Below are 24,709 nucleotides of genomic sequence, written 5' to 3' on the forward strand. Positions count from 1 at the left end.
TATGACTTACTACCGACTTAATAAATGAATGTAGACCTTAATATATAGCGTTAAAATTTCTATTTAATCGGAAAAGCTTTTAACGCTAATGCGGGATCTAAACGCATATTAAACCAATTAATACGCCAATCTAAATGAGGACCTGTAGTTCTGCCACTAGAGCCTACGGCCGCGACGACTTGTCCTTTTTCAACATCATCCCCTGTCTTAACGTAAGATTTACTTAAATGTAAGAAGCTAGAAGTAATGCCATGGCCGTGGTCAATGATCATTGTTCCACCAGAATAAAACATATCTGGCACGAACATAACCACAGTGCCAGATGCAGGTGCTTTGACTGGATCGCCAGTATTGCCTGCGTAATCTAAGCCAAAGTGTGGGCGTTTAGGTATACTATTAAAAACACGTTGGCTTCCATATACACCCGTGATAACACCTTTTATAGGAGCAATAAAACCTGCTGAAAAATAATTTTTATCGCTTAAGGTTTGTCTCGCTGCTCTGACGTCAATACCATCTTTTTTAGATCGGGCTACAGACTTGGGGTTTGGATTCATTATTTTTTTAGCAATGCCTTCAATACGTTGAATATTATATTCACGCTTTGTTGGCGTTAAGGTTTTTTGCTCTCTTTTACCATCTGGCTGAGTGATCACTAATTGATGAGGCTTAACATCATCTCGCCCGAAACCAAAAACATAATCGCCTTGTGTTGATAAAGGCAGCACTTTGCCATCGAACGTAACGATATTATTAATCGCTGTTTTACCTATAACTAAAGCGCCCTGCTTTATTTCCCCTGAAAGCTTAATTTCAGCCATCAGGTTTTGGCTAAATAATATACTGGCTAAACAAAAAGCCACAAGCTGAATTTTTTTTCTATCGATAATACTAAGCATTGGCAATAGCGCCTTTGCCTACACCTTCATAGGCGACTACGGTTATGTCTTTATTATTATCAGCAACTAATTGTCTAGCAATAAAATCAGCTAATAGCTCAACCGTAGAATCACAATCTACAACATCTAATACTTTGCTTTCAACCGCAATATCAAAACGCCCCTGTGGCGCAGTATAAGAAAAATAATGGTGATCGGGAGTCAAATTGCTATAAGCAAATCCCGACAGTTCGATATGTTGTCTTTCAACACGGTCGACTTCTGAAGCAATATAAATATCTTCCCAACGCGAACACCACGCCTTTTCTAATTCCGCAACACGCTCACCGTTTTGTAAGATATTAATTGTAGAGCGGTGACCATGAGCAATACGCTGACAATTGCCGTCATGTAATTTTAACCCATGCGTGTAATGATAATAATCACCACTGATATTCTCTGGTCGCAGTGTTAATTTCAGCCCTTGAACATTTTGTGGTAATTGCTCTAAAATAATCGCGGTTAAATGCCTAGTCACTGAAGCTATATCAATAGTATCAGTGGCTATTTTTGCAAAAGCACAATTTGGAGACTGTAAATAATAATTGGCACGTTCAGTGGTTAAGTCAACGTATTCATGTTCGTTATGATGTGAGGAATCTGTAACAGTGATACAGGCGTTTTTCATCGGTAATAGTAATTTATGATCAACAGCATCATCAATAATTGCTTTAATTTGTTTTTTAACAACAGCAAAATCAAGTACCATGCTCATTTCATTGAGTGCACCATTAAGTAGTACATCGACAATCCAACTCTCACCTACAATACCGCGTTGTGGACAGCAGTATGAAAAATCAATGACCGTTAAATCATTTACAAATAATTGCATTATTACTTCCTATTTAGAGCGCGTCTTTTACTTGCCAAGCGATGGTATCATTTGCGCGAATAGGCACAACAACATCTTGACCGAATGATAAAGTGGCAGGGACATGCCATTCAACTTTTTCTAAGGTTATTTTATCATCGTTCACGGGCAAATTATAAAAGGCTGGGCCGTGTAAACTTGCAAAACCTTCTAATTTGTCCAAAGCCCCTACTTCTTCAAATACCTCTGCGTAAAGTTCAATGGCAGCATGTGATGTATAACACCCAGCACAACCACAATCAGATTCTTTTGCATGTTGGGGATGAGGAGCAGAGTCTGTGCCTAAGAAAAACTTAGCACTGCCACCGGTTGCAGCTTCAATTAATGCGTGTTGATGAATATTACGTTTCAAAATAGGTAAACAGAAGTAATGAGGACGCATCCCCCCCACTAACATATCATTACGGTTAAATAACAAGTGATGAACGGTTATGGTTGCCGCAACGTTGTCACTGGCTTGTTGCACAAATTCAACCGCATTTTTAGTGGTTATGTGCTCTAAAACAATTTTTAAATCACGATATTTAGCCACTAAAGGTTTTAATATCGTATCGATAAATACCGCTTCGCGATCAAATATATCAATATGATTGTCAGTGACTTCACCATGAACTAATAAAGGCATGCCCACTTCTTGCATTGCGGCTAAAACGTCAGCAATATTATCAACATTCGTAACACCCGAAGATGAATTGGTGGTTGCTCCAGCAGGATATAACTTAGCAGCAAAAACAATACCCGTAGCTTTAGCGTCTTTTATTTCTTGAGGTGTTGTTTTATCTGTTAAGTACAACACCATTAAAGGTTGGAATTGTTTGCTTTTACTGGGGTTATTGGTGTTAGCGGCCAAAATTCGTTGATGATATTGCGTCGCTAGCTCAGCATTTGTTACGGGTGGCACTAAGTTTGGCATAACAATAGCGCGTCCAAAATAACGACTAGTGTCAGGCACTGTGGTCGTTAATGCTTCGCCATCGCGTAAATGTACATGCCAATCGTCTGGGCGAGTAATGGTTAATGTTGTCATTTTCATACCTATCAATTTATTTGCTAATTTAAAATTCTGTATTTTCAGATTGCTGCGATTCTTGTTCATTTTTATCAGCTGTTTGTAATAACGCTAACAATTGATCTTTTAAGTTTGGTGGTACTTTATAAATAGTAATACTGTCATTCGCTGCATTATAAACGACATCTTCACCAAAATGGCTACGCTCAAAACTTAAGCTAATACCATTGCCATAACCGGAATATTTAGTCACTTTATTAACAACAGTTTGGTCATGCGGAAAAGACGCTTCAAGTGGGTAAGATTGCTCTTGGCAAAATTGATGAAAATCTTGACTTGCCCCTTCTTGCTTAATCACTTGTCCTATTTCTTGAATCGAAACATCTTGTGCCGCGCTTTTCTGCTCTTTACAATAATTGAGCAATTCCTTACGGGTATTTTGTTTTTCTGTCGCATCAAGTTGATTAACCGAAACATAATCTTCAACGGCTTGTACTAATGTTTGTGTTTGTTCTTTTGAATTTAAACCTTCTTCACAGCCTAAAAAGTCTAAGAAAAAATCAGAAACAACGCGACCTGCTCGGCCTTTAATAAACGAAACATACTTATTACCTTGTTCGTTATCTTTATAATCGAATAAATCAATGCGAGCCGCTAATTGCATACGCGCAGTATCGAGGTGTTTGTCAGCAGAGATATTTAATTCTCCATCGACAGAATAATGCTCAGAAACAGGAATAACAGTCGCGAGTAAGTAACGCCCACCCATATATTCATAGTGACAAACAACAAGATATCCAGTTTCTGCCAAATTATATTTTTCTAATTCATTTTTTAATAAATTTGCAGCTTGGCAACTAAAAGCATAAAAACTTTGTGCATCCGCTAAATAGCTTTCCATAATATCAACAAAGCGAGCAGTATCTCCTGCAGCCGGCATTGACGAAAAGTGCCCGTAGGCCTTACTTGCTTTAGCGTTGTAGATTTTATGTAAGCCATCAACAAAGTTTTCAATCTTGCTGCTAAATTCGATGGATTCTGGCCCTAAACGCAGCACAACTTCACCGGTTTCTTCTTTTTTAGTTAAAAAATGTAGGGCAATGTTTGAAATAATTAAGCTCATAGTTAAAGGCCAGTTTTATATTGTTCAGGCATTTGATAAACTTGTATAAATCTATCAAGCAACCTATTAAGTATTTTAAGATGCCTATTGTATCCAAGTATTCCAATGAACGTGTAGAAAAAATTATCCAAAGCTTACATGATGTTTTAGTTAATGAGTCTGCAACCCCTGACCTAGCGCTGATGTGCTTAGGAAATACCTTAACAGAAATTATTAATAAAAATATTCCTGAAGCTAAAAGAGCTGAAATTGTAACCAATTTCACTAACGCTTTACGAAAATCAGTCCAATAATTACCTATTAATTTTAAAAATATAAACCTGATAAACTAAAATAATAAGAGAATGATAATTACCTATGGTTGCATTTGACTCAAAAACGTATAGCAAGCGTCTGTTACACCTAATTAGTTGGAGCCATTGGTTCACTTTTTTTAATATAATTGCTGCTATTGGACTATCGTCCTTTTATATTTTTAGTGAAGGCGGCCCAGAAACATTACTGGGCCAGTTTTATTTGGTCACTACCTGGTTTAGTCATATGGGTTTCTTAACCTTTATGACCTTCGTTTTAATACTGTTCCCGATCACCTTAATATTTCCACATACCCGGTTTATCAGAGCAACAGCTTCTATCGTGTTCACCATACAATTATTGGTCTTGTTACTTGATGCTTATATCTATAATAGTTTAGGCTATCATTTAAATGCCTCTTCAAGTGCACAAATTTTTGACTTGATTACCACGCAAATACATCACAACAGTCGTATGTTTTGGTTTGCCAGTATCTTGTTAACACTGGTTATCTTTGCCTTTGAATTAACAATGAGTAATTACGCTTGGAAACATCTACGAGATTTACAAAAAGTTGTCTTTGCCAAATTTGTTGTTATTGGTTTAGTCAGTTCTTTTTTCTTTAGCCACCTTATACATATTTGGGCCGATGCTAATTTAGAATATGATATTTTAAGACAAGATACGGTTTTACCTTTATCTTATCCTGCAACGGCCAAAACATTGCTAACAAAATATGGCATGTTTGACAGAGAAGCCTATATCGAGCGCACCACTAGCCCATTAGCATTTACCAATGAAATTCCACAATATCCGTTATTAAGTGACGAATGTTCAGCTGAATTACCCATACAACAATCAGTCTTTATGGTGGTTAACGATGAAATGTTGACCGATAAACAGATTAAGCAGTTTAAGCAAAGAAACACCCAAAACGAATTAACATTAGAACATCATATTGATAACGCGTTACCTAATAGCGCTTGGTTTAACCTGTTTTATAGTTTACCAAGTATCTACCAAGACGGGCTCATCAAGCAGAATGCTACTCCATTATTGTTTCAATTATTAGCAAGAAATAAACTCGAAACCACCTACACATTGATCCATGGAAAAGACAGTGAAAATGGTGCAGAACTGCAAAAACCATACGGTTTTGAACACTTGTTTAACGAGAAAAGCTCACTTAATAATATCTCAACGTTAGTCTTTGCTGAAAAGTTAAATAACATCCCTGACGGTTTACACTTATTCTATTTTGCAGACAGTAATAGTTATCAGTTTGAATTATTTATGGATGCTCTGCTCTTAGCACAAAAAGCAAAACAAACTAAAGATATTATCTGGATAACATCAGTGGGCAATGCATCAAAAGCGACAAGTTTATCGATTAAACCTTCACTACTTATTTTACCTGACAGTAAGAGTAAAACAGTTAGCCATTTAACCAGTCATATGGACATTCAACCAACATTGATGAATCGCTGGTTAAATTGCGATCTTAATGAACAAGCTTACAGTAATGGCAAAGACTTATTGAAATTAGCGAAAGACCGCATTATTGCTAACACGATGGACGATGGCATGATGGTCTTTAGTAAAGACAAATCAGTGTTTATTGATCAAAACGGCAACTTTCAAAGCTATTCACGTCAACTAGCTGCACCGATAATGGTTAACTCAGACTTCCCATTAATGATTGATGGGGTGAATTTTATTAAGCAATTTAGTCAACAGACGAATAAGTTGAGTAATAAATAATCGAACGCATTAATTTTCGTTACTTTATATTGCAATCACTGATTAAACCATTATTATACAAGCAGTAAATTTATTAACCCTCTTAAAGTTTACTGTTTCGGGGTATAGCGCAGCTTGGTAGCGCGTGCGTCTGGGGGACGTGAGGTCGCAAGTTCGAATCTTGCTACTCCGACCACATTTAGTAATATTAAAGCCCTGTTTACACAGGGCTTTTTTTTATTTCAGTTTGAGAAATATAATAACTTTTTAATTCCCACCTTTCAAAGCTATATTCATGCGTGAACTTAGTAAGCTGTTAGCTGCCCCACTTAAAATTCTTGTTAAGTTTTTAGTTTATAATTTGAGAAAAATAGTCATCAAGAGAAATAGAAGAATGTCTTGTTTCAGGCGTTTTTCCAAGATTTGAACCAGACTTTTGACCAAAATATAATCTTTCACTATCAATATAAATTAAAGTATAACGCGGTGGTGGATTGGTTTTATCTGAACTAAAAATAAAAGTCTCATTTAGGCCGTAAGCTTCAATGCTCTCTTCACTTATAATTTTATCTGTAATTTCAAGTCTTGAGATATCAGTAGTGTTAAACATCATTGAAGCACATGCTGTATCACTTGGTCGGAAAAATTCTGTTATATAAGTAGACTTCATCGAAGAATCTATACGTAACCTAATGTTGATGTACCATGAAACTGGTGAGCCGTCAGTGGACAATTTATCATAAGGAAAACATTCTTTTTTCCAAGATGTATACGATAAATTTGCTATAAGGTCTTGATTTGACTTTTCAGTAGTTACATCTCCTTCAGAACCACCACAAGAGAATAAAACCATTGACACAATAGCAATGGTAATCGATATATTTTTCATTTGTACTCCATATTCTGATAAATGCTAACGCCCTATTAAGTGGCGAAAAAGTAATGACTAAAATTGCGAAGCACGAAGCTAGGCACTGTCATTTATCCTGGTTGAAATTATTATGTGTTAATTAGAAAAAAAGCACTTACAAAACATATTGTTGAGATTAGAATGCCAAAAAATGGGATTTTAAACCAGTAATTTTTTGCTAGAATCAAATATGAAATTCCAATAATAGAAGGTAATACAGCAAACCAACTATTATTAACAATAAATTGGATGTGTGAAAAACCTAAAGGAATGTAAATGGCGGCAAAAAGTATTGCGCCTAGACTATGACTAGCGTTGAAACCAACCCAAGCACGCCAAACAGTTGTTTCTTTAGTTATGTTTGTTGTGGAGCTTTTCATTGCTGCTATTATATCAGAATTGTGTGGATGAAACTTCTCAGTAAATAAAGTATAAATTAAATGTATAAAACCAAGCAATCCAAATATTGCAGCACCTACGATGAATAATACTTGTGATAACACGCCTAACTCCTTTTAAACACATAACAATACGTTAAGTGGGCAAGACAAAGTCCTGCTTGAATGGCTTGTTAGTTGCCAATTACTGCCTCTCCTTGCTTTAATTTGAAATCGACATAACTGTCCATCGCATGAAAGAAAGTTGAATCTCGATTTTTTTTGCAATATTCAGTCAAATAAGGGACTAAAACGTCTTTATATTCAGTTTTAGAAGCTGGGCTTTTACCCTTTTTGAATTGGATTTTTTTACCATAGGTATAGCCAAAAACCCAAGCTGTGATGTTATTTATACCTTTCGACTTTTTATTCAAGCTATCTAACGCAACATTACAATTCCAACCCCCATATATTGCAGGACTTTGATGAAAAACATCATTTTGAGCTAGAACAGATGCTGAAGTAAACAAGATGAATAACAATGATACTTTAAAATTACGCATGACAATTCCTTTTGGCAATTAACGCCCACTAAGGGGGAATTTGCAGTTGGCTAAAATGTTGAACGCCTTGTTAGGGCTATAATCTACGGAACTCTAAGTTAAAAAAATTGTCTTTTATGAAGTGATATAACCTTAATTTCTCAGCATGCTCTTCAAGGTCTTTAATAGGCAATCGCCACTCACTAAACCCTTTAAGTTTAATTACGATTATATGCACATCAGTTTCTTCACCACTACTATTTCCTACTGAATTGCGATGAAAATCAACCTCGTAATACATGGATTCGACTTTTTTTTTATCAATTTCATCCTGTCCGAATACACCATCTCGTATGTGTAAAATATCATCTTTAATCCAAGCAGCAGGTTTAGTACCGTTAGTGAACCAAAACGCTAATGACACTAGATAAGCTAAAACTAAAAAGGATATGGAATAAACATTTAATTCTAAGTTTCCAATTACAACAAATGATATAGGTAACATTGGTACTAATGAAGCCCAAAATATTTGTGAATTATCCCTACTTCGATTTAAAACCAATAGTGAGTTCGCATCCATACTCTAGATAGCCCTAACGCCTTATTAAGCGGCGCAAAATAGTTGGCTAAAATTGCGAGGACGAAGTTAGCCAACTGTTTAGCGTCCGTTTGAGCAGCTTGCTATGTACTACTATAAATTAAATAATAAACAACCTATTCGCTATGATAAATAAAACATTTTATGTCATCTCTATACTTTAAAGCTCTTTCCTGACACTCATCGATAGCTCTATTTTCAGCTTGCTTTATTGTAGGATAAGAGTAACCAAAACCTGAAAAATCACGTCTGTTAAATTTAGCCACAGCAAATGCTTTGTGAGGTTTAGTTATACTTTTATATGATGCAAAGGTTGCCTTAACATTACGACTATATTTGTCTAAGTTTTCAGGGGCTTCTTGCGTTGAAGCACAACCAAATAAAAAACTTACAGCCACCAATATAACTACTTTAAATTTATTCACGATACGATCCTAGTGCAATGGCACATAACGCCTCATTAAGGGGCAAAAAAGAGTTGGTTAAAATAAGTGACGAAGGAGCAAACTGTTAGCAATCCCACTTGAAATTCTTGTTAGCAGTATATTAATCAGATTTTGATAATTTAGCGTATTCCGTTGTAATTTTAGTCCCACTCTCTGTTGTTGTAATTGAAGCTATATCAATGGAAATTACAGAGTGCTCTAAATAAATTTTGATACCATCACTGGAAGGAGATGATGAGTTAGTTTTCCAATTAGAGTCAATTAACACTTTATGCGGCATACCTTTAGGCAAAAATATGACAACATTTTTATTATATATACTGTACCCTTCATGCGTATTCGTTTTTATACTCTCCGCACTAATTGTTAAATTGGATGCCATACTTGTTGGCACGATAAATAGAACGCTGCTAAGTAATGCTAAAATAAATGAACAGAAAACTACTATTTTAGTTTTTGTTTTAGCTTTTGACTTCAGCTTTTTATTAATAACTTCAACTTTAGGTTCGAATAACATATCTACATCTAACTCAAAACAAGATGCTAATGCTTTAATTGTCTCTAAAGAGCCTGAACCATTATTCTCTACCCTTTGAATAGTTCTTAAACTTACAGCGCTGGCATCAGCTAAGTGTTGTTGACTCCAAGCTCTAATTTTACGTTCTGCTATAACTTTTTCAGCGTTTATTATCATTTCCATTTGTATTTCTCACATAGATAAATCGAAACGGTATCCTGTAAAAAAAATCCTTATTTGTATACGACATGTTTACGTCAATTTAACGACAGGCGTCTGAAATACTGCTAACACCCCATTAAGCGGCTAAAAATAGTTGGCTATAATTTGCGAGGTACGAGCACAGCCAACTGTTTGTGTCCGTCTTGAGTTACTTGCTAAGTGAACAGCCTTGTAAATACAATAACTTAAACCAAAATATAACAACAATATAACATTCACCACTTTATAAACACAACTGTTAGATTTTGAGACACAGCACCAAATAATGAAAAGCCAATTCGCAAGGATATTTTGTCTGTGGTATGCCCGAAGACTAGATTGACGTAGAGCCTGGCGAAACACTCCAAAACCGCTATAAGAAAATACAAACGCTAGATTAGATTGGCAATTACTTTAAACAATTAAAACGAAGTGGCGATTACACCTAACTCCCTATTAAGGCCCTCAAATAAAACAACTAACCTTTAAAAATCAACAATTTAAAAACGCACCACCCATCAATTGTAGCGCATATGTAGCAATGATTCATCCTTGCTGCTTAGTGTTTATCTGAATTTTATTACCACTTAATTTACTACTAGAAATATAGTTATACTTTGTTAGTACATCTACTAATTTTAAATTTATAGGTGTATTTTCTATTTTAGGCCTCTTCCCATATATTGATATTTTATTATAGGGTTCTTCCAATTCACCAAGAACTGATAAGGTAGTTTGCTCATCCCAAATAAGTATATATTGAAGAATAAGCTTTATAGATTCTTCAATTGAGTTAGTAAAAGGCGTCACAATAGCTAATATATCCTTACCGATTTTAGATGGTTCAATATTCTCTGAAACGAATAGAGCGGCTAGTATTTTTATAAAGACAATATCACTTTGAACATCTGACGCTTCTAGCTCGTAACATAATTCTATTTTCCTCTTAGTATCGATATTAGCTGTAATTAGCGCCTTTAAATTATCAACATTTAGCAAATATGAATCTTTTTCCTTAAAAAAGTTCTCTTCATAAGTTTCAATAAATTTTGGTAAAAAACCATTTTCATCAGCAAATTTAAATGTATCTTGATTGAATACAACTGTCTGATGTTCTAATAACGAGAGATACTTATTGATAGAAAGATCTTCAGGAAAGGAACTGAAGTTATAACGTAGCCTTTCTATTAATAACTTATAATTATTATCACTTAAATTATTATCGTTAATAATATGTCGACAGATATCCAATGAAGTATCTTCTCCTTCAACTATTGGAAATATACTTTTGTTTAGTCCCTCAGCATAATATTCAAGATTAAATAATTCAGTAAGGTCTTCATCAGTAAGATCACTATTTGACTTCCATAGGTTTATTATATTTTCCCAAACAGGAGAAACTTTTGAATTAAAAACTAAGCTTTTCCAAAACCTTTTTGGAGCGTCATTTATGTTTTGAATTATTGTATCTTGTTGTCTTATTAAGGATTTTTTTTGTAATGGTGAAAGCTTATTAGAATTTAATAAACTTAAATAAACTTCTTCACTTTCAGAAGTATTTTCTTCGTTGGATAAAAGCACCTCAGTAACATAAATCGACAACTGTTTTTCAATGTATAATTTGAGCTGTTCATCCCCATGTTCAAGTAGGAATGTGTAATGTGATGAAGTTAATGTATTTTTATTTACTGAACTACCGGTAAAGTAATTGATTAGGTAATCTATATTCTTTTTGTTGATTTTAAAAAGGTGGTTTTGATGTAAATAATCAAATAGTTCTGGGGACTCTTTATATTCTGAAATATTAAAAACTACAATATTAATCATTTTAAGTATTGAGAAATCAACATTTATTTGTATTTCGTTATCAAAAATACAATGACCAAATTCATTTAAATATATTGTAAGCTGGTTATCAGTATTCATTTCATCACAAATGAATTCATTATCGACGTTGCTCAAGATTGCTTTCAGATGCGTTGTAGTATTTTCTGATGCTAAAGATGAGTCTATAAAACTCGGCCAAGCATTACTTAATAAACTCACTAAAACTGAATTTTGCAAAGATTCATTATAGTAAGATAGTAAAAATTGTTCGGATTGATCAAAATTACTTTTAATATAACTCAAAACTAAATTCAGTTTTTCTTTTTGACTATTTTTATTTTCGACAAGATAATCAACGATATTTGTATTTAAAATACATTTTTGAGAAAAGTCAGATAGCCTTAACTCTGAAACGACTTCTCTAGGGTTATCTATACGATGACTAGTCGGAAGTTGCTCAAAGTTTCTTACAGTCATTAAATAGTCATTGTCGCTTTTAGATAACATTCCTTCATGAAAGAGAGAAGTATATTGATAATAGTTATCATCTAAGTGTCCGTTTAATAATAAGTATTTTAATAAACCATCATTTTCAAATTCATTTTTCACCAATAAATCATCTAGAGAATCTTGATTAATAATCAGAAATTTATTTATCGGCCAATAATTTAAATTAGATATTTCTAAATCAATATTTTTTCTTTGGTTATTATATTTTTGTCTATTTATAAGTAACTTATTTTGAATAGATTCTTTTCTTTGTGTGAAGGTACGCTCAGAATCAACTAGATTTTCTATTGCTTTAAAAGATTTTCCTAAGCTCCTTCTGCCATTGCAAATAACAAAAATATTAGAGAGCTCAAGAATATTATTAAATACATCTATTTCTTCACAGTTTTTTAGCGTGACAGGGGTATCATTAAGTTCAATATGAGTAGTATTTGGCTGTATTAGCTTAATCTCATATAAATATAATCTTATTAACTCTGCTACAGATCTTAAATTTTCTTTATTTGATATAGTGATACTTTTTTGTATTTCATTTTTTTCTATATTTAAATCTTCTTTTCGCTCATTTAATAGTTTATTTTTTAATTTACAAACATCATAGAGCAATCCCTTCTCATGATGTAAACCTTCAAAGTCACTCGCGTAAATGTTTTTATAAATAATTACTGATAATAACTTTGTAATGTTTAATTTGTCACTTTTTAATTTTTGATAGTAAATAAATAATTCATTAAAAATGTTATGGATTAGTCGCATATCACTTAAATACCATGACACTTCCCTCAAAAACACTGAGTCAATTTTGTCTTTATATTCAGTGTTCTTCAATCTATCGTTTATTTTTTCTCTGGAATTTGAAGCATTAACAACAGGAATGACAGGTATGATAAAATCAAAAAACTTTGCTCTAGAGTTATGTGCAAACATATCATCTTTCAATGCATACAAAAATTTTATATTGCCTGTAGTGTCACTGTTATCATTTATGAGTTTGTTGATCTCCCTTAATTTAACAAACACTTCAGGACTACCAAATCTATCAACATCTTCAATTACAACCACGTTATATGACGTAGCTTGAAAAAAGTAGATTATTTCGTCTAGATACCTATTAAAAATAGAATTTTCATTTTCTCCACTAGTTTCTATTTCTATATTCTTGAGTGAGATTTTTTTAAATGAATAGTTATGGCTTGACTTCACTAGCTTCGTAATAAAAAAAGTAGGTATTGCAAGTAAATAGCTATATATACAACTCCCAAAAAATATCCCCCAACCTCCAGAGTTAATAATAAAGTCTGCAAAACCATCAAGTTTAAACGCTAACGCAAAAAGAAAAAGCCAAACCACGAAAGATAAGGATTGGAGTTGTATTTTATCTTTATTTGGTATTGTAATTCTTCTGAATCGACTATAGTTTAATTGATTTGCGTTAACTCCATATAGCATCTGCTGTAATATACTGCTCTCTATTAACCTATCTTGGGATTTTTGTTCCTCATTGGTAAGGACTTTAGATTCATCTTTAAATGATGCTAGAGAAATATTCAGAAATTTAAGGTTTGGGTTCTTTTTTTCAAAGGAGTTAATTATACTACTCTTCCCTGAACCATATGGCCCAGTAAGAGCTACATTTTTAATATCATCATTATTGATGGCAAACTCTAATGAATCAAAATAAACCTTATCATTAATATTCACTGGCGTTAAAGCCTGATATTGACTATTTTCTACATTACTATTTGGAGCAAAATCCGTATCTTTAACTGAATTAGTATCATTCATCAATTAACAATCTCCATAATTAGTTAACAAGTCAACATTTACCTAATTAACTTACTGATATTATTTAAATTAATCAATATATAGAATTTTGATATAAAATTACAGTCATTTGTTCAATAACAAACTATTCAGAACTCGTTATAAAATACTGACCAAAGATTTGTTTATAAAACATTGATGATTAGTACAGTTATTTACAGAACTCCAAGTAAAAGCATCTTTGCCATTCTGGCAGGCGACTAACTAAAGCCTAAAATTTCTATCGTTGATTGTTTTTGATTGAAGCTAAAGCCTATTTGATAACTAAAGCCCTTTTTGAAAGGTATTTATACGTAAAATTTTATTACAAACATGGTTAAAGCCCTAAACATAGCTTTAGGGGGTAAAGGTATTATGAAACTCGCTGTAGTCTCCATGACATCGTTCGCGTGATGAAGGCTTTACCTTCAAAGATTAACCCTTTCACTTTTGTGACGAGTTCACCATCATAATAACTTTGTGAGCATTCCCCCGTATCAAAATTTATATTTACATCATAATGCAATTTAATCGGATGATTTCTAGTCGGGGTGAATATTCCCCCCATCGCTTTGATATAGCCATTCCAATTACTTGTATCAGCTGCAACACGTGCTTTCTCAAGAATTGAGTCAGGGAAGATTGAGGCTTTTAATCGTCTCAATTCACGCCAAACAGATACACTGGCACCGCCAATCTGTTGAAACTGACGAATACACCAACACGACGCCCACGCATTAATACGTATCGCTGTAGTGATTGAGTCATTACCAAATTTGTCTTTAACAAGCCCTTTCCCGTCAATATTCTTGACGATGTACTTCATAATATATCCAGTGGCATTTTTCTTTGGGTCTACTTTTTTAAAGTCACAACGATTTTCTAATGCGCCTTTTTCATCTCCGTCTTCTTGTAGTGAATAGAAACGAATAATTTGCTCAAGGCTTTTAAGATTGTTAGGTTCAGTAAAAAACAAACAGTGCCAATGTGGTGTTCCATCGTGTTGAGGCTCTACAACCCTAAAGCCATAAATAGAAATGTTTTTCCGTTTTAGCTCGGCTCGTATTCTCGACCAAACTTTATTTAAATAACGTTGTGCTTCATCTGGCATTGAACCATCCCATTTAGGGTTTTTAGCGCCTGACTTTGAATAAGCACGATGGAATTTTGAAGGGCACGTAATGGTGACAAACAAACCGTCATGTCCCAACTCCATCGATAAGTCTTCAAACCCTCTACAACGATTGATTAACTCTGCTTTTTTCACTTCTGGATTAGAAACATTCATATCGGATATTTCTTTTAAGGAAAATCGCTGACCTTCGTCATTAATAATATAATGTGAGCTTAATAGTTGTTCATTTCTCGCTATCTGTGTCAGGCGATTTTTTGTGGTGATATCACTTGAGTAAATTTGTTTTTTACTATTCACGAGATTAAGCAATATCGCCGCTTTTTCATTTGCTTGATTTATCATTGTTCTTATACGTCTTAACCACCAACGATTATCCGCTAGTCGTTTTAAGCAACCTGATACTTTAATAATGTTAGTGGACTTAGGTGGCTCAATGTTGAATGTCGTTACATAACGAGCAAGGTATTCGTATACTAAACTGCGCTCCTCTTGAGTGAAGTTTTTGTATAGGGTAGAAATTCCGTTAACGGAATTGAGTGAGCGAGACTTTTCGTTAACGGAATTTTTAGATAACGGATTTGTCCTTATATCGCCTGTTTTTGTTCTGTTTTTTCCGTTAACGGTTTTATCATGCTGTAACGTTAAGAAGGTTTCGTTTTGTGGGTCAATAATAACCTTTCTACAATATGTCGAACATTCTTTAGCAAGCGTCTGGATATTATTATCGTGAGAAAAAAATAAGTGTGACAATTTCTTCGGTAATAAAGCGTACAAATCATCCGTCGATTTACGTATATAAATATTGCGTTCTTTAACGGTTTTTTGGTCAAAACCATTTTTCAAAATAATGGCTTGTATTGAATATGAAAACATAGATAAGCGTTGAATCAAGAAGTCATCATTGAGCTTATCTGTCCCCGTTAAATAAGGCGCTATTACTTCATGAACAACAGCGCCTTCAATACAAGATACAATTTTAGATTTATTAAACATAACAATCTGCTGTCATGTTTAATGTTAATAGTTTTCCTGCATCCGTTATCGTGTATCGCGTCCACTCCAGCCCACAATAATAAACCGTATCAAAGTCAACAAGCTTATTTGCCGCTAATGCCTGTAAGGTTCTGATATCAAATTTATATCGTTCCCCTTTCTCATCCTTATAGTTATGCAAACCATTATAAAGAACATCATGTAAATGATGGTCGCTTGTGACTTCAAAAAAACTAGACGGTAAGGTTAACCATAGAAGTAACCTAAACTGCTCTTTGCTTAATTTAGGCATGGGAATCTCCCACAGGCTTTTGCCCTAAATGTTCCATTCGATAAAAACTGTTTAGCCAATTATCCAAATCGTCTTTTATATAACGAACGGCGCGACCAATTTTAATAAAGGGTGGAGCTGGGGTTCTATTTTCGCGGTTTCCTTCCATACGTGATTGACGTAAGAAAGAACGACTCATACCGATATATTCGGCGGTTTCTATTTCTGATAATGCGCGTTTGTTTTGTGTTGTAGGCATAATTGCCTCCATGTACGTTTAAGTTCATGGAAAGTTATACCGACCGTTTTTTTTAGGATGAGCTTAAAGCGGAATAGGATGAGTTTAAAGCGGAAAATTAGTTATTATTTATCAGTTTCCTTCCTGATGTAAGTCTGTTTGCTAATCCTTTAGCACTTATAGACTTTCTCGGTTTACCTTTTTTATCTTCCCATTCAATATCATCACCTGACATTTCTTGTAGTAAGTTATATTTGTCAAATGTCCGATAGTCCCCAAAGTCTTCGGATTCATTTTTTAGTAGTTTCCATACTTCTTTATTTGAGTACGCTGGGTGCTTAGTTAGTATGTCAATTAACAGCTCTTGAAAGTCATCAAAACGATTTTTAGTTACGGCTTTATTGCTTATATCTGCTTGAAACGCCTCTTGAGGTTTTTCCTCACGAGGTTTGAAGCACTTTTCAATATATTCCACCATACCAATGGGCACTAATAAATCATCGAAATTGATTGTTTTTATACAAATATCGAGTTGACCACTGTCTTTATTAAGTAAAAAAGATTCAAGTCCATATTGCGATTCTGGATGTAATTCTCCCCATTGAACAAGATATTTGTTTGGTAAGGTTGTGGAAAATGGGTAAGCCTTATTTTCACGTTTTAAACCTTTAATGTCATCGATTCTTACATGGAAACATCGAACAGTTCCTTCCCTTAAAAGTGTCTTTTTATCTTGTCTTGATAAACGTGCTAACCCTGAATAGTGACCAACACATACACCCTGATATTGAGTTTCTTCTTCATCAAGAATAGAGGTTAATTCTGTTAGTTCTTGAAAGAGGTTATCTGAGTCTTCGTTGAACTGTGTTAATTCCCTTTTGGAGAACTGCTCAACAATAACAATGGGTTGATCATGTAAACGAAAATATAATGTTTCTTTATAGTTTTCGATAAAGTATTGATAATCTTCAAGGCTTATTTTTGAGTGTCGAGATAACTCACTTAACCGATAGTATTCCTTTTCTAACATATAGACTTCCATTTTCAATAGGTAAAACGAGTAAATATATTTATAACTTCTTAGAAAATATCAGATATGTATAGATTAATCATCATTATATTATTGATTTGTGGGTATTAACTAATTATGGCGTAAAGAATTATTACTTTAGCAGAAAGCTAACTAATGCCACAAAAGAGACATTAGCACTAACAGGCTAAAATTGATTTCGGATTAGTTTTTGTATCGATAACGCCTAAATAACAGGCTAAGTAATGGTTGGCTAAAATTGTGTAGCGAAGCGAAACGTAGCCAACTGTTACGTGTCCTTGTTGATTTTCTTGTTATGTTTTTTATAGCTCGATTGGTACGTCAACTGAAATACCACAACCTTCTCCATAGCTAAATATCAATACATTCTTATCATTGTTATTCGGTTTGACTGCAAACCAAACTTTCGTTTTACTATCTTCTTCATATGTACTTAAAGGCGCAATAAAGCTTGGATCATTATCGTCACCTACAACAAGCCATACGGCTTTAAATATTTTTCCTTCAATATTATTCGGCAAAGATACCTGAACGTTAAATGAATTGTTATTTTTCTCTGTACTTACTTTAAACAATGAAACGTATTTTTCATTCCACAATGCAATTTGTTTATCTGAGGTCATACATGTAGATGCACTCGATATAAAGCTAATAAAATAAAGTGCAATAATGTAACGCAAACTCGACTCATCCTTAAAAACATAACGCCTAAATAACAGGCTAAGTAATGGTTGGCTAAAATTGTGAGCGAAGCGAAACGTAGCCAACTGTTACGTGTCCTTGTTTATTTTCTTGTTAGGTGAATTTATACTTGCACCATATAAAAACAATTTTTCAATGGAATTTTTTCCGGATAATCAGCCATAGAAAAGCCAAGTTTTGTATAAGCTTTGATTGCACTTTTATTGTGGCCTAATACAAATAGTGAACATGAGTTAGTTCTTAAATCCGATTTACCCAAAGTACTCAATTGGTTTATTAGGTGGGAAGCAATGCCTTGCCCACGAAGATTAGGATTAACAATTAACCTTCCAAGGTGGCAATTCCCAAGTCTTAAATAATATTGTCCAAATGCCAATAAATCACCTTCGTTAGAAGTTAACGAAAATGATTTTAAGGTATCAAGGCTTAAGTCACTCTTAAAAGAGCTTAAATCAAATGGATATCTAAAATTTGGGCCAGACCAAATACTTAATTCATCTTCGTTCGAAAACCAAGACATCAATTCAATAAAGTTTTCATCAGAAGGTTGAGTTAAACGCATATTCACCTAACGCCGTTTTAAGCGGCAAATTGCAGTTGGCTAAAATAAGTGAGGCACGAACAAAAAGCCAACTGTAATTTGTCCGACTTGAAAACCCTTGTTAGGTTAACAGGCTTCAGTTTAAATACCGTGACCACCTATGTATTTCGCTGGATTATGATCCATACCAATAATAATAGGCTTAGCTTTCATAATTATTGCTCTGACTGCTTCATTTGTTAATGATGCGGCATGAGACTCTTTATTATCCCAAAGTTCAGTAACCAAAACTTTAGAATTATCAATTAATGATTGTTGTACAAGATATAAAATACAACCGTCCATTTTAGAAACAGTCTCCGATGCTTCTAACATAAAATTAGCAAGCTCATCTCCTTTTCCTTCTGCTGCAATTAATACAGCTTGCATACCGAATTTCATACTTTCCCTTACTTGTTTATTATTTGTAGGAGTTGCTTGTACATATGTCGTTACTAACAGTAAAACAATAGATAATAGTGCAGATTTCATAGGTTAACCTAACGCCTAATTAACAGGCAAAAAATTGTTGGCTAAAATAAGTGAACGTAGTGAACAAAAAGCCAACTGTTATTTGTCCTGCTTTAATGACTTGTTATGTTTACTTTTTAGACTGTCGCTCGCTTAGGCTTTCTTTAATTGCAAAGAATACATTTAAAAGCATACTAAGAACAGTCAAGCAAAACACAGCAAACATAGGAAAAAACAATATACCAAAACCTGTGCTGTAACTTGTGTAACAGAATATACCACTAACAAATGCAACGACAATTTCCCAGCCACAATTATCAAAAGCTGAACTAGCGATCGTTTTTAGTGGTTGAGCATAATGCTTAATCTTCAAATGTGATGGACTCTCTAGTAAACATAACAGCTTATTAGACGGGCAAAAACCTGTTTTTCTACAGGAAATTAACAGTCTAAATTTTTATAATAGAAATAAAAGTTACCTTTAAATTCTCAGTATATCAAGCGTTTAATATTTTCCTTTAATGAGCTTTTGAAGAAAGCATGTTTTTATCTCGTTTTCTCGAGCGAAAGTGTGCAAAAAAGCATTAGAAAACATATGGCAATTTATTTGTAGCTAATGTCGTCAATGCGCACTTTGTGATCATTAGCCAATCAAGTTAACCGCCGCCGCTTTATGCTCAGGCGCTAAATGCGCATATCTTAATGTCATTTTTAAATCACTATGACCTAATAACTCACGCACGGTATTTAAATCAACACTTGCCATGACTAACTTACTGGCAAAGTGATGACGTAAATCATGAAAACGAAAATGAGTGATGTTGGCTTCATCTAATATTTCAGCCCAAAGAGACGGAAAGTCTTTTAAAGGTTCATTGTTCCTACCTTTAAAAACATAACCTTCGCTACCTGATAGTTTTTGCCAATGGATAAGCTGATTAAACGCCTCTGTATTGAGCGGTAAATGACGGGTATTACCAGACTTAGCGTTTTGAAAATCTACTGTCAGTATTTTATTATCAAAGTTAATATCATGCCATTGTAGAGATAATAACTCCCCTTTGCGCATGCCTGTATTCATTGCGAGTAAAACGATGACTTCTAAAAACGCTGTATCACATGATTTTAGGCTTTCACGTAACCTACTTTCCTCATCTTTAGACAAGTAACGTACTTTTGAGTTATCAACGGTTAGTGTTTTAACCTTACGTAAATCATGACTATCAATAACACCCCATTCAACCGCTCGACTTAAACAGCCCTTAATCGTGTTTATTTGACGATTAGTTGTTGCAGGCTTAACACCATCAGCTAAACGCTTATTTCTCCATTTCTCGATCTCCCACGCGTTAATATCGGATAATTGAAAGTCCATCAACTTAGGAAATGATGATTTAAACGCTTTCACTGTTTTTTCGGCTGTTTTAGGATTGCGTGATTTAAGCCAAGGTGTGTACTTTTCATCTAAGAAGTATTGAAGTGAAGAGAGTTTGGAATATTTGGTACTAGTACGTTCTTGTTTCCTTAACGCTTGAACATCTACACCTTGAGTAACGTCGGCAATTTTACTTTTTGCTAAGTCTCTTGCTTGAGCAGGTGTCATTTGACCATCAACACCTAATCGGTAATTAACCTGTTTTCCGTTTAAGCGATAAAACAGGTAATAAGTGATCAAACCTAATGGGGTTATACGGGCATGAAAGCCAGAAATATCAGTATCATTTAAGCGTTTATCCGAAGGTACTAGATTTTTGATATTGGTTACGGTTATCTTGCTTTTAATTGGCATATAGTAATCATCCTTGTAGCTTATTTGTAGCAACATCATTATGCTACAACGAACAATCAAGAACAATAACAAACAAAAGCAATTAAATATTAATGTTTAATATCAGTTAGATAAGTGACGTTATTGTTCATTGTGGTTCATAGTGATATTTAAGGGATTACGAAGTTATCGCCCTATTAAGGGGCAAATTGTAGTTGGCTAAAATGTGTAGCGTAGCGCAACTAGCCAACTGTTATTTGTCCTGCTAGAGTAGCTTGGTATATGCTAAAACTGGTAACCAACTTGAAATAACCCGCCGCCTTTACCTTCGTAGTCTGCATTGGTAGCATGCAAGGAAATACCAAAAGTTACGCCCGATTTATTAATACCATTAACAAAGTAGGTATAGCTTATGCCCACCCCATAGTAATTATTTTCATGGGATGAATATTGATTATTTTTGAAGGTAGTATAGCTCTCCTTGCCCATCATCCCGGCATAAATGCCAAAGCCATGATTGTTTGTTTCAAAGTCAAATAAGTCTGCTGTAACCCAACCAACACCAAACCCACACTCGGCACCACTAGTGGAGCCATATGCGGTACAACCAGCTGAAATATATTTAAAATCGTTTTTTGAAACTAGTGCAATGTTTGCACCTAAACCACTATACATAGCACCCATACCAAGGCCGAGAGAGTAATTATTAGTTTGACTATTCTCTTCAGCAAAACAACTAAAAGATAGCATAGGTAAAAGTAAAATCAATTTGTTCAAAGTATATCCTTATTTTGAATAATAATTATGAGTGCCAAAGTAACACTTGCACATAACTCCCCATTAAGAGGCAAATAATTGTTGGCTAAAATAGCGAGGAACGAGCACAGTCAGCTGTTTGTGTCTGTTTGAGCAGCTTGTTATACGGTTTTGCTCCAAATTTACTTTTCTAAAGCTCTTTTCCACCAAGGTACGGTATAGTCCACTTTATCTTCAGGGATTATACTTTTATGCTCTCTAACATAGTAATCCCAAAATGAAGTTTTAAACTCTTTGTTATAAATGACAAAGTCTTTATTTGATTCGTGAAACTCTAACAATTTTCGATATGCACCGACAGGCTCTAATTGATTACCTTGCTGAAAAATCACCACACCACCATATAGTTCATAGAGCTTTTTACTTATTTTATATGTACGCACAAAGTCTTTGTAAATATTTGAAATTTGTTCTTTAATTTCTTCTGATTCTATTTCAGTTGGACGCCAGTTCGCTTCACTTTTAGGCCGCTCAGAAGACAATGCTTCCATTGCATGAATATAGCCATCAACTTCTTCTTGTGATGGTTCCACATCGTAATTTTCCGAGAATTGACTAACAACTTGTTTCCATATCAATGAAGTCAGCTTGCTATTGTGAACTCTATTCACAATTTCTGCTGTTGATAAATAAGGATAAGAGCGCTTGTACCTATCCAACTCTCGTTCCTCTGGTTCTAGATCCTTAAGATATATAGTTTCCCCAAAGACTAAAGCTATTTTTTCATTTTTATAAGTGCCTGAGTTTCCGCTAAAAGATGAAATAACCATCAATGTAACAAATGCGTAAGTTAATAATTGAACCATTTTCATAAAATACCTCCATGTGTCCTTAGTGTGATGCTACCGTATACTTCGAACTCTGATTAACCGTATAACGCCCTACTAAGCGGCTAAAAATAGTTGGCTAAAATTTGCGAGGTACGAGCACAGCCAACTGTTTGTGTCCGTATTGAGTTGCTTGTTAGGTATCAGCTTTGTAAAATACAATAACTTAAACCAAACTTTAACAATAATATAACATTCGCCACTTTATAAATACAACTGCTAGATTTTGAGCCACAACACCAAACAATTAAAAGCCAATTCGCAAGGACATTTTGTTTTTAGGTAATGCCCAAAGACTATATTGGCGTAAATGGCGTAGAGCTTGGCGAAACCCCGCTAAAACATATTAAGAAAACATAAACGCCCTACTTAAATTGGCAAATGCTTTAAACAATTAAAACGAAGTGGCGATTACACCTAACGCCCCATTAAGAGGCAAATAATTGTTGGCTAAAATAAGCGACGAAGGAGCAAGTAGCCAGCTGTTATTTGTCCTGCTTGAATGGCTTGTTAGGTGAATACCTTAATTTTTACTCAGTTCCACAACCATTGTCTTCCCGCCAAAACCATGTTTATTACATTTGGCTCTTACTATTACCTTAGATATTTCTGATGGAATTTTGATATCACACTGGCTACGAGTAAATGGTTGCTCATTATCATGAGGATGGGCAAGTTGACGGTGTCCAAGTTTATTACCGTCTAAATCTATAACTTCCCAACCATCTGCGTAATGTGCCCACCCTTGGTCATTGTGCCGAACTGAGGTGCCAAAGCACCAACTACCGCTTGATTTCTGAGTAGCGAGAACCTGTGTAACCTGAGCAAAATCTAAAGGAGTAGAATAAGTATCAATGTCAAATTTTGATGCGAATGTTGATGATGCAAACATCGATAATATTACTAGTAGTCTCATGTAAACTCCATTTCACCTAACGCCACGTTAAGCGGCAAAAAATTGTTGGCTAAAATTGTGAACGGAGTGAAACAGCCAACTGTTTTTTGTCCGTTTGAACGCCTTGTTAGCTGTTTAGAACTCTACTGTAAAACTAGGTAAATTTAACTCTTTAATTAAGCTATGAAACTCAATTTCACTGAGTGGCCCTGTTACCGCAGCCCTTTGCGAAAAATTAATGCCTTGATTAGATTTCTGTTTTGCTTTGTCGATTATATAAAAAGATACCTCTTTCGATATTGGTTCGACATTTTTTGCTACCACATAATCTTTATTGAACCCAACAGCACCAACAGAATCGACTAAACCGTAAAATGCTTCTTCGGGCTCACCATAAGCTAAGAATACATCGCTATTTATCCACGCTACAACATAATTTCCATCTCGCCAAAGTTCATCGCTATCGCGAGATGTGATAAATAAAATAAGAACTAAAATTATTAGTGCCGAAATATATTTCACAAATGAACCTCGAAAAACAGCTAACGCCCCATTAAGAGGCTTTTAATTGTTGGTTATAATGTGAAGCGAAGCGGAACCTAACCAACTGTTAAAAGTCCTGCTTGAATGCCTTGTTAGCTCTCGTTTACCAATTTAGCAGCAACCAAAAAATGCCACAACTCTTCCGATTGCCATTTACCAAAACTCTCTTGGGTAAAACCTTTCCCTGTATAAGTACGGTCGACTAGAAAAAACTGAACTGGTGAATTTACTTTGTTAGGAACAAATACATCAAAGCCAAACTTACCCTGATCGGAAGTAAGCTCAATGTAAAGTTTTTTACTTTCAGGTGACCGTTTAAACATAGAAACCTTTTCCGTCTCTTTAATCGCTTGGAGTAACAACCCTATGACTTCTTTATCTTGGGTATCAAATAGATCAACATTTGTATAATCAGAATTTATAGCTTTAATTGAACTAACATTCTCTACAGCAAGATTACGAATTTGTTCTAATTTTTCTGAACCGTCAGAGTTATCAGAAATAGAATCAAACCATCCATAAATGATAAAAGTGACAATCAATAGTCCTAAAACTTTACGCAAAAACCAATCCTCACTAGTAGAGAGCTAACGCCCATATTAAGCGGCAAAAATTAGTTGGCTAAAATGTTGAACGAAGTGAAAACAGCCAACTGTTTTTTGTCCGTTTGAATTGCTTGTTAGGTTAAATTTATTATAAAACCAGTTAGTTAA

At 34.4% G+C, this 24,709-nt stretch carries 26 protein-coding genes and 1 tRNA gene; 3 read left to right on the top strand and 24 right to left on the bottom strand.

Going from position 1 to position 24,709, the window contains the following annotated elements; translation table 11 throughout:
- Nucleotides 1-59 precede the first annotated feature (59 nt).
- The 4 genes from H4J39_RS03550 to yejK are packed head-to-tail and all read right to left on the bottom strand — an operon-like array spanning nucleotide 60 to nucleotide 3,941.
- Nucleotides 60-899 (bottom strand): M23 family metallopeptidase, encoded by an 840-nt coding sequence (locus H4J39_RS03550; RefSeq protein WP_182226024.1) that lies wholly within the window; start codon nucleotides 897-899, stop codon nucleotides 60-62.
- Nucleotides 892-1,770, bottom strand: coding sequence for a 6-carboxytetrahydropterin synthase (locus H4J39_RS03555; protein ID WP_182226025.1), 879 nt, complete (start codon nucleotides 1,768-1,770; stop codon nucleotides 892-894). Before H4J39_RS03555 ends, H4J39_RS03550 begins: the two co-directional genes overlap by 8 nt.
- Before the next feature lie 13 nt (nucleotides 1,771-1,783).
- On the bottom strand, nucleotides 1,784-2,836 hold the full coding sequence (pyrC, locus tag H4J39_RS03560; RefSeq protein ID WP_182179372.1) for a dihydroorotase: 1,053 nt from the start codon (nucleotides 2,834-2,836) through the stop codon (nucleotides 1,784-1,786).
- A 28-nt stretch (nucleotides 2,837-2,864) separates the two neighbouring features.
- Nucleotides 2,865-3,941 carry a nucleoid-associated protein YejK gene (gene yejK / locus H4J39_RS03565; protein WP_182226026.1) on the bottom strand — a complete coding sequence of 359 codons (1,077 nt, stop codon included), beginning with the start codon at nucleotides 3,939-3,941 and terminating at the stop codon, nucleotides 2,865-2,867.
- 80 nt (nucleotides 3,942-4,021) lie between these two features.
- Between yejK and H4J39_RS03570 the strand changes: the two genes are divergently transcribed.
- The 3 genes from H4J39_RS03570 (at nucleotide 4,022) to H4J39_RS03580 (ending at nucleotide 6,171) form a co-directional block, all read left to right on the top strand.
- Complete coding sequence (locus H4J39_RS03570) at nucleotides 4,022-4,234, top strand: DUF1414 domain-containing protein (RefSeq protein ID WP_182179368.1); 213 nt, start codon at nucleotides 4,022-4,024, stop codon at nucleotides 4,232-4,234.
- A 64-nt stretch (nucleotides 4,235-4,298) separates the two neighbouring features.
- A complete protein-coding gene (locus H4J39_RS03575) occupies nucleotides 4,299-5,996 on the top strand; it encodes a DUF3413 domain-containing protein (RefSeq protein ID WP_182226027.1) in 1,698 nt (565 codons plus the stop codon).
- Nucleotides 5,997-6,094: 98 nt separating this feature from the next.
- Nucleotides 6,095-6,171: transfer RNA gene (locus tag H4J39_RS03580), tRNA-Pro, on the top strand.
- Nucleotides 6,172-6,324: 153 nt separating this feature from the next.
- Here the strand turns inward: H4J39_RS03580 and H4J39_RS03585 are convergent.
- The 20 genes from H4J39_RS03585 to H4J39_RS03680 form a co-directional block, all read right to left on the bottom strand.
- Entirely contained in the window at nucleotides 6,325-6,864 is a 540-nt protein-coding gene (locus H4J39_RS03585; protein ID WP_182226028.1) for a hypothetical protein, read from the bottom strand.
- A 110-nt stretch (nucleotides 6,865-6,974) separates the two neighbouring features.
- Entirely contained in the window at nucleotides 6,975-7,388 is a 414-nt protein-coding gene (locus tag H4J39_RS03590; RefSeq protein ID WP_182226029.1) for an LIC_13387 family protein, read from the bottom strand.
- Between the two features lie 68 nt (nucleotides 7,389-7,456).
- A complete protein-coding gene (locus H4J39_RS03595; RefSeq protein ID WP_182226030.1) occupies nucleotides 7,457-7,825 on the bottom strand; it encodes a hypothetical protein in 369 nt (122 codons plus the stop codon).
- A gap of 76 nt (nucleotides 7,826-7,901) precedes the next feature.
- Nucleotides 7,902-8,384 carry a hypothetical protein gene (locus tag H4J39_RS03600; RefSeq protein WP_220462114.1) on the bottom strand — a complete coding sequence of 161 codons (483 nt, stop codon included), beginning with the start codon at nucleotides 8,382-8,384 and terminating at the stop codon, nucleotides 7,902-7,904.
- A gap of 134 nt (nucleotides 8,385-8,518) precedes the next feature.
- Complete coding sequence (locus H4J39_RS03605; RefSeq protein WP_182226031.1) at nucleotides 8,519-8,827, bottom strand: hypothetical protein; 309 nt, start codon at nucleotides 8,825-8,827, stop codon at nucleotides 8,519-8,521.
- Between the two features lie 121 nt (nucleotides 8,828-8,948).
- Complete coding sequence (locus tag H4J39_RS03610) at nucleotides 8,949-9,548, bottom strand: helix-turn-helix transcriptional regulator (protein WP_182226032.1); 600 nt, start codon at nucleotides 9,546-9,548, stop codon at nucleotides 8,949-8,951.
- Between the two features lie 564 nt (nucleotides 9,549-10,112).
- Nucleotides 10,113-13,688 (bottom strand): hypothetical protein, encoded by a 3,576-nt coding sequence (locus H4J39_RS03615; protein WP_182226033.1) that lies wholly within the window; start codon nucleotides 13,686-13,688, stop codon nucleotides 10,113-10,115.
- A 391-nt stretch (nucleotides 13,689-14,079) separates the two neighbouring features.
- Nucleotides 14,080-15,834: a replication endonuclease gene (locus H4J39_RS03620; RefSeq protein WP_182226034.1), complete on the bottom strand. Its 1,755-nt coding sequence runs from the start codon at nucleotides 15,832-15,834 to the stop codon at nucleotides 14,080-14,082.
- The gene (locus tag H4J39_RS03625; RefSeq protein WP_070374982.1) at nucleotides 15,827-16,126 is read right to left on the bottom strand and encodes a hypothetical protein; all 300 of its coding nucleotides are present in this window, start codon (nucleotides 16,124-16,126) and stop codon (nucleotides 15,827-15,829) included. The genes H4J39_RS03620 and H4J39_RS03625 overlap by 8 nt, the downstream gene beginning before the upstream one ends.
- Complete coding sequence (locus H4J39_RS03630) at nucleotides 16,119-16,364, bottom strand: AlpA family transcriptional regulator (protein WP_070374983.1); 246 nt, start codon at nucleotides 16,362-16,364, stop codon at nucleotides 16,119-16,121. The genes H4J39_RS03625 and H4J39_RS03630 overlap by 8 nt, the downstream gene beginning before the upstream one ends.
- Before the next feature lie 97 nt (nucleotides 16,365-16,461).
- Nucleotides 16,462-17,373, bottom strand: coding sequence for a hypothetical protein (locus tag H4J39_RS03635; RefSeq protein WP_070374984.1), 912 nt, complete (start codon nucleotides 17,371-17,373; stop codon nucleotides 16,462-16,464).
- A 323-nt stretch (nucleotides 17,374-17,696) separates the two neighbouring features.
- Nucleotides 17,697-18,017 carry a hypothetical protein gene (locus H4J39_RS03640; protein ID WP_182226035.1) on the bottom strand — a complete coding sequence of 107 codons (321 nt, stop codon included), beginning with the start codon at nucleotides 18,015-18,017 and terminating at the stop codon, nucleotides 17,697-17,699.
- Nucleotides 18,018-18,199: 182 nt separating this feature from the next.
- Entirely contained in the window at nucleotides 18,200-18,658 is a 459-nt protein-coding gene (locus H4J39_RS03645; protein WP_182226036.1) for a GNAT family N-acetyltransferase, read from the bottom strand.
- Between the two features lie 120 nt (nucleotides 18,659-18,778).
- Nucleotides 18,779-19,168: a putative quinol monooxygenase gene (locus H4J39_RS03650; protein ID WP_182226037.1), complete on the bottom strand. Its 390-nt coding sequence runs from the start codon at nucleotides 19,166-19,168 to the stop codon at nucleotides 18,779-18,781.
- Nucleotides 19,169-19,790: 622 nt separating this feature from the next.
- A complete protein-coding gene (locus tag H4J39_RS03655) occupies nucleotides 19,791-20,936 on the bottom strand; it encodes a site-specific integrase (protein WP_182226038.1) in 1,146 nt (381 codons plus the stop codon).
- Nucleotides 20,937-21,200: 264 nt separating this feature from the next.
- Nucleotides 21,201-21,692 (bottom strand): hypothetical protein, encoded by a 492-nt coding sequence (locus H4J39_RS03660; protein ID WP_182226039.1) that lies wholly within the window; start codon nucleotides 21,690-21,692, stop codon nucleotides 21,201-21,203.
- A 161-nt stretch (nucleotides 21,693-21,853) separates the two neighbouring features.
- Entirely contained in the window at nucleotides 21,854-22,543 is a 690-nt protein-coding gene (locus H4J39_RS03665) for a SurA N-terminal domain-containing protein (RefSeq protein WP_182226040.1), read from the bottom strand.
- Between the two features lie 538 nt (nucleotides 22,544-23,081).
- On the bottom strand, nucleotides 23,082-23,474 hold the full coding sequence (locus H4J39_RS03670) for a hypothetical protein (protein ID WP_182226041.1): 393 nt from the start codon (nucleotides 23,472-23,474) through the stop codon (nucleotides 23,082-23,084).
- A gap of 114 nt (nucleotides 23,475-23,588) precedes the next feature.
- Entirely contained in the window at nucleotides 23,589-23,975 is a 387-nt protein-coding gene (locus tag H4J39_RS03675) for a hypothetical protein (protein ID WP_182226042.1), read from the bottom strand.
- Nucleotides 23,976-24,088: 113 nt separating this feature from the next.
- Nucleotides 24,089-24,559: a hypothetical protein gene (locus H4J39_RS03680; protein WP_182226043.1), complete on the bottom strand. Its 471-nt coding sequence runs from the start codon at nucleotides 24,557-24,559 to the stop codon at nucleotides 24,089-24,091.
- Between the last annotated feature and the right edge of the window lie 150 nt (nucleotides 24,560-24,709).

The sequence above is a fragment of the Colwellia sp. Bg11-12 genome (assembly GCF_014076955.1).
In the GTDB taxonomy this organism is placed as follows: domain Bacteria; phylum Pseudomonadota; class Gammaproteobacteria; order Enterobacterales; family Alteromonadaceae; genus Colwellia_A.

Bases quoted from the DNA above. Each gene is read 5' to 3' on its own strand.
- H4J39_RS03625 (WP_070374982.1), bottom strand. From the start codon at position 16,126: ATGCCTAAATTAAGCAAAGAGCAGTTTAGGTTACTTCTATGGTTAACC.
- H4J39_RS03550 (WP_182226024.1), bottom strand. From the start codon at position 899: ATGCTTAGTATTATCGATAGAAAAAAAATTCAGCTTGTGGCTTTTTGT.
- pyrC (WP_182179372.1), bottom strand. From the start codon at position 2,836: ATGACAACATTAACCATTACTCGCCCAGACGATTGGCATGTACATTTA.
- H4J39_RS03610 (WP_182226032.1), bottom strand. From the start codon at position 9,548: ATGGAAATGATAATAAACGCTGAAAAAGTTATAGCAGAACGTAAAATT.
- H4J39_RS03635 (WP_070374984.1), bottom strand. From the start codon at position 17,373: ATGTTAGAAAAGGAATACTATCGGTTAAGTGAGTTATCTCGACACTCA.
- H4J39_RS03670 (WP_182226041.1), bottom strand. From the start codon at position 23,474: ATGAGACTACTAGTAATATTATCGATGTTTGCATCATCAACATTCGCA.
- H4J39_RS03600 (WP_220462114.1), bottom strand. From the start codon at position 8,384: ATGGATGCGAACTCACTATTGGTTTTAAATCGAAGTAGGGATAATTCA.
- H4J39_RS03655 (WP_182226038.1), bottom strand. From the start codon at position 20,936: ATGCCAATTAAAAGCAAGATAACCGTAACCAATATCAAAAATCTAGTA.
- H4J39_RS03585 (WP_182226028.1), bottom strand. From the start codon at position 6,864: ATGAAAAATATATCGATTACCATTGCTATTGTGTCAATGGTTTTATTC.
- H4J39_RS03620 (WP_182226034.1), bottom strand. From the start codon at position 15,834: ATGTTTAATAAATCTAAAATTGTATCTTGTATTGAAGGCGCTGTTGTT.
- H4J39_RS03555 (WP_182226025.1), bottom strand. From the start codon at position 1,770: ATGCAATTATTTGTAAATGATTTAACGGTCATTGATTTTTCATACTGC.
- H4J39_RS03595 (WP_182226030.1), bottom strand. From the start codon at position 7,825: ATGCGTAATTTTAAAGTATCATTGTTATTCATCTTGTTTACTTCAGCA.
- H4J39_RS03645 (WP_182226036.1), bottom strand. From the start codon at position 18,658: ATGCGTTTAACTCAACCTTCTGATGAAAACTTTATTGAATTGATGTCT.
- H4J39_RS03570 (WP_182179368.1), top strand. From the start codon at position 4,022: ATGCCTATTGTATCCAAGTATTCCAATGAACGTGTAGAAAAAATTATC.
- H4J39_RS03630 (WP_070374983.1), bottom strand. From the start codon at position 16,364: ATGCCTACAACACAAAACAAACGCGCATTATCAGAAATAGAAACCGCC.
- yejK (WP_182226026.1), bottom strand. From the start codon at position 3,941: ATGAGCTTAATTATTTCAAACATTGCCCTACATTTTTTAACTAAAAAA.
- H4J39_RS03575 (WP_182226027.1), top strand. From the start codon at position 4,299: ATGGTTGCATTTGACTCAAAAACGTATAGCAAGCGTCTGTTACACCTA.
- H4J39_RS03665 (WP_182226040.1), bottom strand. From the start codon at position 22,543: ATGAAAATGGTTCAATTATTAACTTACGCATTTGTTACATTGATGGTT.
- H4J39_RS03615 (WP_182226033.1), bottom strand. From the start codon at position 13,688: ATGAATGATACTAATTCAGTTAAAGATACGGATTTTGCTCCAAATAGT.
- H4J39_RS03640 (WP_182226035.1), bottom strand. From the start codon at position 18,017: ATGACCTCAGATAAACAAATTGCATTGTGGAATGAAAAATACGTTTCA.
- H4J39_RS03650 (WP_182226037.1), bottom strand. From the start codon at position 19,168: ATGAAATCTGCACTATTATCTATTGTTTTACTGTTAGTAACGACATAT.